Origin of the sequence: Microbacterium enclense (assembly GCF_004022425.1) — a bacterium.
In the GTDB taxonomy this organism is placed as follows: Bacteria; Actinomycetota; Actinomycetes; order Actinomycetales; family Microbacteriaceae; genus Microbacterium; species Microbacterium enclense_A.
In genome coordinates this window covers 1-12,966 of record NZ_RBZY01000022.1, presented here as the reverse complement: position 1 = coordinate 12,966, position 12,966 = coordinate 1, and the positions used below count along the sequence as shown (strand labels likewise).

General features: G+C 69.8%; 12 protein-coding genes. 10 read left to right on the top strand and 2 right to left on the bottom strand.

Annotation, left to right across the window (positions count from 1 at the left end):
- Positions 1-18 precede the first annotated feature (18 nt).
- Positions 19-876, top strand: a complete 858-nt coding sequence (locus tag D8Y23_RS07525; protein WP_128217543.1) for a polyphosphate kinase 2 family protein — start codon at positions 19-21, stop codon at positions 874-876.
- On the opposite strand, the gene D8Y23_RS07520 is transcribed toward D8Y23_RS07525, so the two are convergent.
- Positions 873-2,087, bottom strand: coding sequence for an isochorismate synthase (locus D8Y23_RS07520; protein ID WP_128217581.1), 1,215 nt, complete (start codon positions 2,085-2,087; stop codon positions 873-875). The two genes, D8Y23_RS07525 and D8Y23_RS07520, sit on opposite strands and share 4 nt — an antisense overlap.
- A gap of 97 nt (positions 2,088-2,184) precedes the next feature.
- Between D8Y23_RS07520 and D8Y23_RS07515 the strand changes: the two genes are divergently transcribed.
- The 9 genes from D8Y23_RS07515 to D8Y23_RS07475 all read left to right on the top strand — a co-directional run bounded on the left by D8Y23_RS07515 (position 2,185) and on the right by D8Y23_RS07475 (position 11,514).
- Complete coding sequence (locus D8Y23_RS07515; protein WP_128217542.1) at positions 2,185-2,748, top strand: DUF402 domain-containing protein; 564 nt, start codon at positions 2,185-2,187, stop codon at positions 2,746-2,748.
- Positions 2,749-2,814: 66 nt separating this feature from the next.
- Positions 2,815-3,477: a class I SAM-dependent methyltransferase gene (locus tag D8Y23_RS07510; protein ID WP_240663828.1), complete on the top strand. Its 663-nt coding sequence runs from the start codon at positions 2,815-2,817 to the stop codon at positions 3,475-3,477.
- Positions 3,478-3,552: 75 nt separating this feature from the next.
- Positions 3,553-4,614: a polyprenyl synthetase family protein gene (locus tag D8Y23_RS07505; protein ID WP_128217540.1), complete on the top strand. Its 1,062-nt coding sequence runs from the start codon at positions 3,553-3,555 to the stop codon at positions 4,612-4,614.
- Between the two features lie 37 nt (positions 4,615-4,651).
- Positions 4,652-6,025 carry an FAD-dependent oxidoreductase gene (locus D8Y23_RS07500; protein ID WP_128217539.1) on the top strand — a complete coding sequence of 458 codons (1,374 nt, stop codon included), beginning with the start codon at positions 4,652-4,654 and terminating at the stop codon, positions 6,023-6,025.
- A gap of 143 nt (positions 6,026-6,168) precedes the next feature.
- On the top strand, positions 6,169-7,434 hold the full coding sequence (locus D8Y23_RS07495; protein WP_128217538.1) for a sugar ABC transporter substrate-binding protein: 1,266 nt from the start codon (positions 6,169-6,171) through the stop codon (positions 7,432-7,434).
- 8 nt (positions 7,435-7,442) lie between these two features.
- Positions 7,443-8,411 (top strand): carbohydrate ABC transporter permease, encoded by a 969-nt coding sequence (locus tag D8Y23_RS07490; protein ID WP_128217580.1) that lies wholly within the window; start codon positions 7,443-7,445, stop codon positions 8,409-8,411.
- Positions 8,411-9,259, top strand: a complete 849-nt coding sequence (locus tag D8Y23_RS07485) for a carbohydrate ABC transporter permease (protein ID WP_128217537.1) — start codon at positions 8,411-8,413, stop codon at positions 9,257-9,259. The genes D8Y23_RS07490 and D8Y23_RS07485 overlap by 1 nt, the downstream gene beginning before the upstream one ends.
- 12 nt (positions 9,260-9,271) lie before the next feature.
- Positions 9,272-10,534, top strand: a complete 1,263-nt coding sequence (locus tag D8Y23_RS07480; protein WP_128217536.1) for an ABC transporter ATP-binding protein — start codon at positions 9,272-9,274, stop codon at positions 10,532-10,534.
- A 23-nt stretch (positions 10,535-10,557) separates the two neighbouring features.
- Entirely contained in the window at positions 10,558-11,514 is a 957-nt protein-coding gene (locus D8Y23_RS07475) for an alpha/beta hydrolase (protein WP_128217535.1), read from the top strand.
- Positions 11,515-11,582: 68 nt separating this feature from the next.
- On the opposite strand, the gene D8Y23_RS07470 is transcribed toward D8Y23_RS07475, so the two are convergent.
- On the bottom strand, positions 11,583-12,899 hold the full coding sequence (locus tag D8Y23_RS07470) for an Nramp family divalent metal transporter (RefSeq protein ID WP_128217534.1): 1,317 nt from the start codon (positions 12,897-12,899) through the stop codon (positions 11,583-11,585).
- Between the last annotated feature and the right edge of the window lie 67 nt (positions 12,900-12,966).

The following is a 12,966-nucleotide window of genomic DNA, read 5'->3' as shown; positions in this document are numbered from 1 at the left end:
GCACGTCACGATGTGACGATGAGTTCGCACAGCACCTGGTCCACGCCCGCGTTCGATGCCCTCCGTGTCGAGCCGGGGTTCCGTCTCGCCGACGTCGATACGCGGTCCACCCCGGGCTATGACGGAGACAAGGAGCAGGGCAAGGCCGACCTGGAGGCGGGCGTCGAGCCCCTCGCGGATCTGCAGGAGCGCCTCTTCGCCGAGAGCGTCGCGGGGACGGCCACCGGTTCGGTGCTGCTGGTCCTGCAGGCGATGGACACGGCAGGCAAGGGCGGCATCGTCAAGCACGTCGTCGGGGCCGTCGATCCCCAGGGCGTGGAGCTGGCGTCGTTCAAGAAGCCCACCGCCGAGGAGCTCTCGCACGACTTCCTGTGGCGGATCCGCAAGCGTCTCCCGGATGCCGGGCGCCTCGGCGTCTTCGATCGCTCGCACTACGAGGACGTGCTCATCGGACGCGTCCGGCAGCTCGCTCCCGCGGAGGAGATCGAGCGCCGCTACGGCGCGATCGTCGCCTTCGAGGCCGAGGCGGCGGAGCTCGGCATCCGGGTGGTGAAGGTCATGCTGCACATCTCGAAGGACGAGCAGCGCGAGCGGCTGGCCGACCGCCTCGACCGTCCCGACAAGCACTGGAAGTACAACCCGTCCGACGTCGACGAGCGCGCCCTCTGGGACGAGTACATGGATGCCTACCAGGTGGCGTTGGAGCGCACGTCGACGCCGATCGCCCCGTGGCACGTCGTGCCCGCGGACCGCAAGTGGTACGCCCGGCTCGCGGTGCAGCAGCTGCTTCTCGACGCTCTCACCGACATCGACCCGCAGTGGCCCGCCGCCGACTACGACATCGCGACCGAGAAGCAGCGGCTGGCGGAGTCCTAGGCCAGAGCCTCGACGATCGGGCGGAACTTCACGCGCGTCTCGAGGAGTTCGGACTCAGGCACGCTGTCGGCGACGATTCCGGCCCCCGCGTACGCGGTGATCGGCGCGGTCGGCGACGACGGGGCGGCGGGGTCGATCTGCGCGCATCGGAGCGCGATCGCCCACTCCCCGTCGCCGGACGCCCCGATCCAGCCGACGGCCCCGGCGTAGCGGCCGCGGTCGAACGGCTCGAGACGTCGGATGACCTCCATCGCCGCGGCGGTCGGGGTGCCCGCGACGGCGGCGGTGGGGTGGAGCACGGTGATCAGGTCGAGCGCGGATGCCGCCTCCGACAGCTCGCCCTCGACGTCCGTGGCGAGGTGCCAGACGTTCGGAAGCTTCAGCGTGAAGGGCTGCTCGCCCGCCGCCAGGGCCGAGGTGTGCGGACGGAGGGAGGCGAGGACGCTCTGCACGGCGAAGCGGTGCTCCTCCTGATCCTTCGCGCTCTCGGTGAGCGCGACCGCCGCGGCGACATCGCTGTCGGCGTCGCCCCCGCGCGCAACGGTCCCCGCCAGCACGCGAGCGGTCACCGTCCCGCGCGACACGGTGACGAGGGTTTCGGGGCTCGCGCCGATGAGACCGTCCACCGCGAAGACCCAGCAGTCGGGGTAGCCCTCTAGGAGCGCCCGCAGCAGTCGACGTCGGTCCGCGCCGGCGGGAACCGTCCCGACGATGTCGCGCGCGAGCACGACCTTGCCGACCTCGCCCGCCCGGATCGCGTCGATCGCCTGGCGGACGGCATCCTGGTATCCCTCCGCGCTCTGCCGACCGGGACCGAGCGTCGCCGACCAGTGCGGACCGAACGGGGACCGGGGCGGGAGGTCGGGTTCGGGCTCGTCGGGGGTATCGGCGAAGGCGAGCCGCGTGACCCACGCGCGCCCGCCGTGGCGTCCGACGATCGTGCCGGGGACGCGAAGCACGCTCTCGCGCTCCGAACGGGGGTCGAACACGAACGAGCCGAAGGCCACGAGGCCGGTGCCGGGAAGGCAGAGGGGGTCATCCACCTCGGCCGCGGCGGCGATCCGGCGCCACCGATCCGCGATCGTCGCATCCCCCGGCTGAGCGCCGGTGTACCGCAGCGTCAGCAGGTCGCCGAAGCCGGCGAGCGACTCTCCGCGGCGGCTCCAGAACAGCGGGTCGTAGCCGGGGGTGTAGTCCAGCACGTCGTCCATCGGATGCAGCTCGCGCGTCACGACGCGCAGACGCGGGACCAGGTCATCCGCCGCTTGCTGCACCGTTCCAGCCTAGACCGCGACTTAGACTCGCGGCATGACCTCCCGCCCCGCACCCGGCACCCGGCTCGTGTTCCGCTGGCGCAAGTGGGACGGGTCCCCCCACTGGGAGCAGGACTCCGTCTACCTCGGCTCCGACGAGTGGGGCGACTGGTTCGGCCAGCAGATCGGGTGGCGCAGCGTCCGTCCCGGACGGGAGTTCGTCTGCCGTGAACCGAACGTGACGCTCGTCCCCGCCAGCGGCGACTGGGCCTTCACGCACAACGCCGCTCCGCACCCGGTGGCCGTGTACATCGACCTCGCCTGGGACGCCGGGTGGAATGCCGACGGCGCCCCGGTAGGGATCGACATGGACCTCGATGTCGTCCGCCGCACCGACGAGCGCGGAACGTGGATCGACGACCGCGACGAGTGGGACGACCACCGCGTGCGGTACGGATACCCGGCGGAGATCGTCGCGCACCTCGAGGCGGTGGCGCTGGACCTCGAGCATCGGGTCCGTGCCGCCGAGGCGCCCTTCTCGGACGAGGTCACCGGTCCGTGGCTGCAGCGTCTCGCCGCGCTCGCGCAACCCGGGGACGACGCGTCCGGCCGCGCCTAGACTCGACGGGTGAGCAGCGACCCGAACCGCGCCGACCTCGGCAAGGACCCCCAGCGCGTCAGCGGCATGTTCGACCAGGTGGCCGCGGCCTATGACCGCACCAACTCCGTCCTGAGCCTCGGCAACGACCGGTTCTGGCGCGTCGCGACGTTGCGGGCCGTCGCGCCGAAGCGGGGCGAGCGGATCCTCGACCTCGCCGCCGGCACCGGAACCTCGTCGATGGCGTTCGTGCCCAGCGGCGCGCACGTCGTCGCCGCCGACTTCTCGCGCGGCATGATCGCGGAGGGGCGTCGCCGTCACGGCGACGTTCCGAACCTCGAGTTCGTGCAGGCGGATGCCATCGACCTGCCGTTCCAGGACGGCGAGTTCGACGCGGTGACCATGTCGTTCGGCCTGCGCAACGTCAACGATCCCCGCCGCGCGCTGCGGGAGCTCCGCCGCGTCACGAAGCCCGGGGGTCGCATCGTCGTGTGCGAGTTCTCGCATCCGCCGTCCCGCGCCTTCAGCGGCCTGTACCGCTTCTACAACGACCGCGTCCTACCGGTCGTCGCGAAGGCCATGAGCTCCAACGCCGACGCTTACGACTACCTGAACGAATCCATCCGCGACTGGCCGGACCAGCCGACGCTCGCGGCCTGGATGCGGGACGCGGGGTGGGCCGATGTGGCCTACCGCAACCTCACGTTCGGCATCGTGGCTCTGCACCGCGGGATCGCCCCCGGCGCGTAGCCGCGAGGAGGCTCCCGCTGTCAACCGTCGAGATACCGGCGGCTGCCCCGGACCGGGCCAGGATAGGCTGAAACCGTGACCCCGAGACCGCCCGCGGCCGGCACCCGCCTGTCGGGCAAGCTGGGCCTGAGTGACCGCATCTTCGGCGGGCTGCGCGCACGCACCCTGCTCTCCACCGTCGAGGCCGGCCTCGACCTCGTCGAGAGCGCGCTCGAGCGCGAGGTGCGCAGCGCCGACAAGCTCGCCGATGTCACCGCGCGCTACCTGTACGAAGCCGGTGGCAAGCGGGTGCGCCCGATGCTCGCCATCCTCACCGCTCAGCTCGGTCGGGGCACGACGACGGAGGTGGTCGAGGTGGCCACGGCCCTCGAGCTCACCCACCTCGGCTCGCTCTACCACGACGACGTCATGGACGGGGCGGACAAGCGCCGCGGCGTTCCCAGCGCCCAGACGGTGTGGGGCAACAACATCGCGATCCTCACCGGCGACCTGCTGTTCTCGCGCGCGAGCCAGCTCATGGCTCGTCGTGGTGAGCGAGCGATCCAGCTGCAGGCCGACACGTTCGAGCGGCTCGTGCTGGGGCAGATGCACGAGACCGTCGGTCCGCAGGAGGGCGACGAGCCCGTGGAGTTCTACCTGCGGGTGCTGGCCGACAAGACCGGTTCGCTGATCGCCGCGGCGGCGCAGTCGGGCGTCATCTACTCGGGTGCCCCCGAGGAGTTCGAAGCCCCGATGATCGTCTTCGGCGAGAAGGCCGGTGTCGCCTTCCAGCTGCTCGACGACGTCATCGACCTGTCGCCCGACCCGTCCGAGACGGGCAAGGTCCCCGGCACCGACCTGCGCGCGGGCGTGCCGACGATGCCGTACCTGTTGCTGGGCCACCGCTCCGACCAGGCTTCGGCCGATCTGCGCGCCCGCATCGACGAGGGCCAGGATCGGATCGCGGCGGGCGCCGACCCGGCGATCCTCGACGACGCCCTCACCGAGCTGCGCGAGCACGAGACGACGCGCGAGACCCTCGACCTCGCCCACCGGTGGTCGCAGGACGCGATCGACGCGCTCGCACCGCTGCCGGACGGGGCCGTCCGCGAGGCCCTGACGCGGTTCGCCCGCGCCGTGGCCGACCGCTCCGCCTGATCTTTTCCCACCCCCGATCGCGATCGAGAGGACCTCCATGACGAAGTTGCGCCTTGCCATCGTCGGCGCCGGCCCCGCCGGCATCTACGCCGCCGACATCTTGCTGAAGGCCGAGCGCCGGTTCGACGTGTCGATCGACCTGTTCGAGCAGCTCCCGGCTCCCTACGGTCTCGTCCGGTACGGCGTGGCCCCCGACCACCCGCGCATCAAGGGCGTCATCACGGCGCTTCGCGAAGTGCTCGACCGCGGCGACATCCGCATCTTCGGCAACGTGAACTTCGGTACCGACATCACGCTCGACGACCTCAAGCAGCACTACAACGCCGTCATCTTCGCCACCGGCGCGATCCGCGACGCCGACCTCGACATTCCCGGGATCGACGCGACGGGGTCCTACGGTGCCGCCGACTTCGTCAGCTGGTTCGACGGCCACCCCGATGTGCCGCGCGAGTGGCCGCTCGAGGCCGAGTCCGTCGCCGTCATCGGCAACGGCAACGTCGCGCTCGACATCACCCGCATGCTCGCTAAGCACGCCGACGACCTGCTTCCCACCGAGGTGCCCGACAACGTCTACCAGGGACTCAAGGCTTCCCCGGTGACCGACGTGCACGTCTTCGGCCGCCGCGGACCCGCGCACGTGAAGTTCACGCCGCTCGAGCTGCGCGAACTCGGAGAGCTGCGCGACGTCGACATGGTCGTGTACGACGAGGACTTCGACTACGACGAGGCGTCGCTCACCGCGATCCAGACGAACAAGCAGGTCAAGGTCATCGACCGCGTCCTGCAGGAGTGGCGCACCCGCCCGGGCGTCAACAACGCCGGGGGCGAGGCTTCGCGCCGCCTGCACCTGCACTTCTGGGCGAAGCCGCTGGAGGTCGTGACGGATGCCGAGGGCCGCGTCTCCGCGCTGAAGTACGAGCGCACGAGGCCCGACGCCGAGGGCGGCGTCACGGGCACCGGCGAGATCCGCGAGGTGCCGATCCAGGCGATCTACCGCGCCGTCGGCTACTTCGGCTCGCCGCTGACCGACGTGCCGTTCGACGAGCGTCACGGCGTGATCCCGAACCACGAGGGTCAGGTGCTGGCATCCGATTCGAACGAGCGGATGCCGGGCCTGTACGCCACGGGCTGGATCAAGCGCGGACCCGTGGGCCTCATCGGGCACACCAAGTCGGATGCCATGGAGACGGTGCGCCACGTCATCAACGACCAGGCCGAGTGGTGGCGCCCGGCGCACCCCGAGGAAGAGGCGATCCCGGCGCTCCTGGCCGAGCGCGGGGTCCGCTGGACCGACCTCGACGGCTGGCACCGCCTCGACGAGCACGAGATGGCCCTCGGCGCCCCGCACGAGCGCGCCCGTATCAAAGTCGTCCCGCGCGACGAGATGATCCGGGTCTCGCGCGGCGAGTAGCCGGCGTCATCGCCTCCGCCCCCGCGCGCGAGTAACACCCGCCCCACGGCCGAGGCAACCCTCGCGACCGGAATCGACCCCCATCGGCAGGATGGAGTGAACGACGGCGGGCGCCGGAGCCCCCGATGAGGCGAGGGGGCCGGATGCGAACGGTGAGACGGATCGTGGCCGGGGCCTCGGCGCTCGCGCTGGCGGGCACGCTCGGAGCCTGTTCCGCGGACGGCGGCGTGCCGACGCTCACGTGGTACATCAACCCCGACGACGGCGGTCAGGCCGAGATCGCGGCATCCTGCACCGAGGCCGCGGACGGGGCCTACCGGATCGAGACCTCTCTGCTGCCGCGCGATGCGGCGTCGCAGCGCGAGCAGCTGGCTCGCCGCCTCGCGGCCAGCGACCGGTCGCTCGACATCATGAGCCTGGATCCGCCGTTCATCCCCGAGCTGGCCGAACCCGGTTTCCTCGCTCCCGTGCCGGAAGATCTGCAGAACACCGACGGGGTCGTCAAGGGAGCGGTGCAGTCCGCCAGCTGGAACGACGAGCTCGTCACCGTGCCGTTCTGGGCCAACACGCAGCTGCTGTGGTACCGGACGTCCGTCGCCGAGGCCGCGGGCCTCGACATGACCCAGCCGGTGACGTGGGACCAGATCATCCAGGTTGCCGAGGAGCAGGACAAGCAGGTGGGCGTGCAGGGTGCGCTCGCGGAATCGATGACGGTGTGGATCAACGCTCTCGTCGCCTCGGCCGGCGGCGAGATCCTCGAGAACCCCGACGCCAAGCCCGAGGACATGCAGCTGGGCCTCGACACCGACGCCGGGCGTGCAGCGGCCGACATCATCGGGCGCATCGGATCCTCGGGGCTGGGCGGGTCGGGACTGCCGACGGCCGACGAGAACGCGAGCATGAACCTCTTCCAGGGTGACGACGGCTCGTTCATGGTCAACTGGCCCTTCGTGTACCCCGCGATGCAAGGGGCCGCTCCCGACGTGGTGGACGATCTCGGCTGGGCGGTCTACCCCCGCGTGGATGCCGGCACCCCGGCGGCTCCGCCGGTCGGCGGGATCAACCTCGGCGTCGGAGCGTACAGCGAGCACACGGATCTCGCCTGGCAGGCGGTCGCGTGCATCGTCAGCCCCGAGAACCAGGCCCAGTACTTCGTCACGAACGGCAACCCGCCCTCGAACACCGCGGCCTACGACGACCCCGAGGTGCAGGAGAAGTTCCCGATGGCCGACACCATCCGGGAGTCGCTCGATCTCGGGGCTCCGCGTCCGCAGACTCCGTACTACAACGAGATCTCCATCGGCCTGCAGCGCACGTGGCATCCGCCCAACGCGGTGAACCCGGACTCGACGCCGCAGACCTCGACCGACTTCATCCTCGCGGTGCTGAGAGGGGAGAGGCTGTTGTGACCGCCGAAATCGCCGCGGCCGGCAAGCTCCGGACCGATACCGACCGCGCGGGGGCGAAGCCCGCTCCCAAGAAGCGCCGGTCCGACCGCTCCCGCGCCGAGGCGCGTCTCGGGTGGATGCTGGCGGGACCGGCGTTCGGGATCATGCTGCTGGTCACGCTGTACCCGATCGTGCAGGCGCTGTGGGACTCGCTGTTTAGCCTGCGGCTGACCGCCCCCGGCGACCGCGAGTTCATCTGGTTCCGCAACTACCAGGTGATCCTCAGCGACCCGGCCTTCTGGCAGTCGATGGGCGTCACCCTCTTCATCACCGTCGTGACCGTGCTGCTCGAGCTCATCATCGGTTTCGGGTTCGCCCTCGTGATGCACCGGGCCATCAAGAAGCTCCGGGGCTTCGCCCGCACGGCGATCCTCGTGCCCTACGGCATCATCACCGTCGTCTCGGCGTTCGCGTTCTTCTACGCCTTCGACATCAACTCCGGCGGGTACGTCAACAACTGGCTGTCGTGGATCCCTGGGTTCGACGAGAACCTCAACTGGTTCGCCTCGCAGGGCACGTCGCTGGTCGTGATCATCCTCAGTGAGGTGTGGAAGACGACCCCCTTCATCTCGTTACTGCTGCTGTCGGGTCTCGCGCAGGTGCCGGGCGACCTGGAGGAGGCGGCGAAGGTCGACGGCGCCACCGCGTGGGAGGTGCTGCGCCGCGTGATCCTGCCGAACATGAAGGCCGCGATCATGGTCGCGGTGCTGTTCCGCACGCTCGAGGCGTTCCGCATCTTCGACAACATCTTCATCATGACCGCCGGTGCCAACGACACCGAGGCGCTGTCGTTGCTGGCGTACAACACCTCGATCGGCCGGTTGGAGATCGGCCTCGGCTCCGCGATCTCGGTGCTGCTGTTCCTGAGCGTCCTGATCATCGCCGGCATCTTCATCAAGGGCTTCAAAGTCGACCTCTCGGCGGGAAGGAACTCCTGATGCGCGCAATGACCTGGCCCCAGCGGATCACCTGGATCGTGATCATCGCCGTCGTGCTGGTCTGGTCGCTCTTCCCGGTGTTCTCGATCGCGATGACGTCGTTCAAGACCCCGGCGGGGCTCTTCTCGGGCACGCTTCTGCCCGAAGAGTGGACGCTCGACAACTACGCCACGATCCTCGCCCCCGGCGGCAGCGCCCAGGACCTGTTCCTCCCGGCGCTGCGCAACTCGATCGGCATCTCGCTGATCGCGACGTTCATCGCCGTCGTGCTCGCCACCCTGTGCGCGTACGCGATCGCGCGGTTGGACTTCCCCGGCAAGCGGATCATCCTCACCACCGCGCTCGCGGTGTCGGTCTTCCCGATCGTGTCGATCGTGACGCCGCTGTTCAACCTGTGGCGCGTGGTGGGCCTGTACGACACGTGGCTCGGGCTCATCATCCCGTACCTGTCGCTCACGCTCCCGATCTCGATCTGGACCCTCGCCGCCTTCTTCCGGCAGATCCCGTGGGAACTCGAGCAGGCCGCGCAGGTCGACGGCGCGACCCCGTTCGAAGCGTTCCGCAAGACCGTGGTCCCCCTCGCCGCCCCCGGCGTCTTCACGACCGCGATCATCGCGTTCTTCATCGCGTGGAACGACTTCGTCTACGGCATCTCGTTGACCTCGACGGATGCCGCCCGCCCGGTGCCCGCGGCGCTGTCCTTCTTCACCGGGGCGTCGCAGTTCGAAGAACCCACCGGCGCGATCTCGGCCGCGGCCATCGTCGTGACCATCCCCATCGTCATCGTCGTCGTCATCTTCCAGCGCCGCATCGTCTCGGGTCTGACCCAGGGCGCGGTCAAGGGTTAAAGGAGAGATCCCATGGCATCCATCACTCTCAACCGGATCGTCAAGACGTACGACGACGGGTTCACGGCCGTGAAGGGCGTCGACCTCGACATCGCTGACGGCGAGTTCGTGATCCTCGTCGGACCGTCGGGCTGCGGCAAGTCGACGCTCCTGCGCATGATCGTGGGCCTGGAGGACATCTCGGACGGCGAACTGAAGATCGACGACGAGGTGGTCAACGACAAGGCGCCGAAGGACCGGAACCTCGCGATGGTGTTCCAGAACTACGCGCTGTACCCCCACCTCACCGTCTACGAGAACATCGCGTTCCCGATGCGGCTGAAATCCAGCGACCTCGACGACAAGGAGATCGACGCGCGCGTGCGGAAGGCGTCGAAGCTGCTCGAGCTCGACGAGCACCTCGAGCGCAAGCCCGCGAACCTGTCCGGCGGCCAGCGTCAGCGCGTGGCGATGGGCCGCGCCATCGTCCGCAATGCCAGCGCGTTCCTCTTCGACGAGCCGCTGTCGAACCTGGACGCGAAGCTGCGCGGTCAGATGCGCACCGAGATCGCCCGCCTGCAGCGCTCGCTCGGCATCACCACGGTCTACGTCACCCACGACCAGACCGAGGCGATGACCCTCGGCGACCGCGTGGCGGTGCTGCGTCGCGGTGAGTTGCAGCAGGTCGCCAGCCCGCGCGGGCTCTACGACCAGCCGGTGAACCTCTTCGTGGCGGGCTTCATCGGCTCACCGCCGATGAACTTCCTCAGCGGAACCGTCGACGGCGACGTGTTGCGGCTGCCGATTGCCGACGTGCCGCTGGACGACCGTCTGCGGGCCGCGGTCGAGGGGCGCGACCTCGTCATCGTCGGCATCCGTCCCGACGCGTTCGAGGACGCGGATGCCACGGAGCGCGACCTCGCGGGCGGCGTCACCGCGGAGCTCGACATCGAGATGACCGAGTGGCTCGGCGAGGTGCTCTACGCCTACGTGCCGTACGAGACCGACGCGACGGTGAAGGACAAGCTGTCGGAGCTCGACCGCGACCTCGACGGTGAGAGCCTGCGCACCGAACTGGTCGTGGCGCTGGATGCCATGAGCGCGATTCGCGCCGGGGATGCCGCCCACCTGTGGTTCTCGCCGGACTCCCTGCACCTGTTCGACCCGGAGACCGGCGTCAATCTCACGCGCGACGAGGCGAAGGCCGAGAAGCTCGAGGAGGACGCCCGTACCGCGCGCAAGCGCGCTCTCGAGCGGGCCCGGGAACGCCAGGCGAAGGAGCAGCAGCGCACCTGAGGCCCCGGCCGTAGGGTGGGGCCATGGGGGAGTGGCATCCGGACATCCTCGGCAACGGGTTCGAACAGCAGACGCTGCCGCTCGGCACCGACGACGAGGGGGAGGTCGTCGCGACGCTCGTGCGCGCGATGCCGCACCCCGGTGCCCGGCTGTTCGGGCCGTGGCGCGAGGTGGACGTGCTGTACGTGCACGGCTGGTCGGACTACTTCTTCCAGACGGCCCTCGCGCACTTCTTCACCGATCGCGGCGCGCGGTTCCACGCGCTGGACCTGCGCAAGTATGGGCGCAGCATCCGACCGGGGCAGACGCGCGGGTATGTCGCCGCGCTCGACGTGTACGACGCCGACATCGAGGCGGCGCTGGATGCCATGGGCACCGAGGGCGACGGCCGTCGTCTCGTGCTGCTCGGACACAGCACGGGCGGATTGACGCTGACGCTGTGGGCGGCGCGGCACCCGGGGCGGGCGCACGCCGTCGTGTTGAACAGCCCGTGGCTCGAGTTGCAGCTCGGTCCGCTCGGACGGCAGGCGCTGGCCCCGATCCTCAACGCGCGCGCCCGCATCGACCCGCTCGGGACGCACCCGGCCGTCGATCTCGGGTTCTACACGCGCGCACAGCGCGAGGTGGGGACCCTTCCCGACAGCCCCGAGGGGTGGCGGCCGGCGCGAGGCTTCCCGACGCATCCCGGATGGCTCGCGGCGGTGGTCGCCGGCCACGCGCGGGTGGCATCCGGGGTCGAGATCGGCTGCCCGGCGCTGGTGCTGCTGTCGGCGCGGTCGACGTCGGCGCTGTCGTGGAGCGACGCGATGCGGGAGTCCGACTCCGTGCTCGTCGTCGACGACATCGCTCGCGCGGCCACCCGCATCGCCCGGGAGGTCACCATCGTCCGCCTCGACGGGGCGCTGCACGACGTCTTCCTGTCGAGTTCGGAGGCTCGGGATGCCGCTTACGCGGCGCTCGAGAGATGGTCGGGGTGGTGAGCACGAGAACCGCGGGGTGATGCACAGCGGCCCCGGTCCGCTCGGACCGGGGCCGCTGAACGTCACCGTCATCCCGCGATCAGGCTCATCATCAACCGGATCGAGAGGGCGAACACGGCGATCAGGCCGACGACGCCGAGCAGGTTCTGCCACCAGCGGTTGCGCAGCGACCCCATGAGCTTGCGGTTGTTCGCCATCAGGATGATGAGCGCGGCCAGGATCGGCGCGAACAGCACCGTCAGGGCCTGGGCCAGGACGATCAGCTGCACCGGGGAGGTGCCGGCGAAGGCGATGGTCACCCCGAGGCCGAACGCGAGGATGAACGCGCTCCCCAGGCGAGCCGCCAGGGTTTCGGCGGAGGCGCCTCGGCCGATGGCATCCGAGAGCATCGTCCCGCCGGCGATGCAGTTCGGGATCATCGACGAGAACGCCGAGCCGAAGAAGCCCAGGGCGAAGATCCAGGCGCCCACGGGGCCGGCGACGGGCTCGAAGATGCGGGCGAGACCGGTGAAGGCGCCCGGGGTGTCGGCACCCGTCTGGCCGAGGACCGAGGCGGAGACGACGATGACGAGCGCGGTCATGACGCCGGGGGCGACGATGCCGGGGATCGTGTCGACGATCGTGATGTCGCGGTACTCGCTCTCATCGCGATTGCGTGCCTTCGTGCCGTAGGACGCGAAGAACGCGGCGTTGATGGAGAAGTTGGTGCCGACCAGCCCGATGATGAGCAGCCACGCACCGCCGGGGATCACGGGGATGAGACCCGCTCCGGCCGCCGCCCAGTCGGGGTTGGACGCGAAGGCGGAGGCGATGAAGCAGAACGCCATGAGCGCCACGATGGCGATGAGGATCTTCTCGACGACGCCGTAGATCTTCTTCAGCAGCAGGATGGTGCCGACGAGCACCGTGCAGATGACCGTCCACATCACCGGTGACGTGCCCGGCAGCAGCATCGCCAGGCCGACGCCCGAGCCGACGGCGTTGCCGACGGAGAAGCACAGCGTGATGAGGAACACGCCGATGCCGGCGACGACTCCCGCCCGGGTTCCGAAGGTGTCCTTGATCGAGGAGATCAGCGAGACCGGGGTGCGGATGCCGAGCCGCACGCTCATGTCGGTGAGGAAGATCATCAGGATCGTCGAAACGATGATGACCCAGATCAGGGTATAGCCGTAGAGGGCGCCCGCGTTCATCGCGGTGGTCAGGTTGCCGGGGCCGAACTGCCAGGCACCCGCGACGAAGGCGGGGCCGATGAGGGCGAGCCGGCGCCAGAACGTGCGGCGCGTGCGGTGCGAGCCGACGAGGGTGCGCACGGTTTCGGTCGAGATGCGGCCGTGACCGGTGCCGGGGGTCGCGGGGGGCCGTGCGGTGGTGCGATCGCTCATGGGGTGTCCTTCCGTCGTCGTTGACGTAATGGGTCATGAGGGGCGGCCGTCCCGGGGCCGCCCCCGG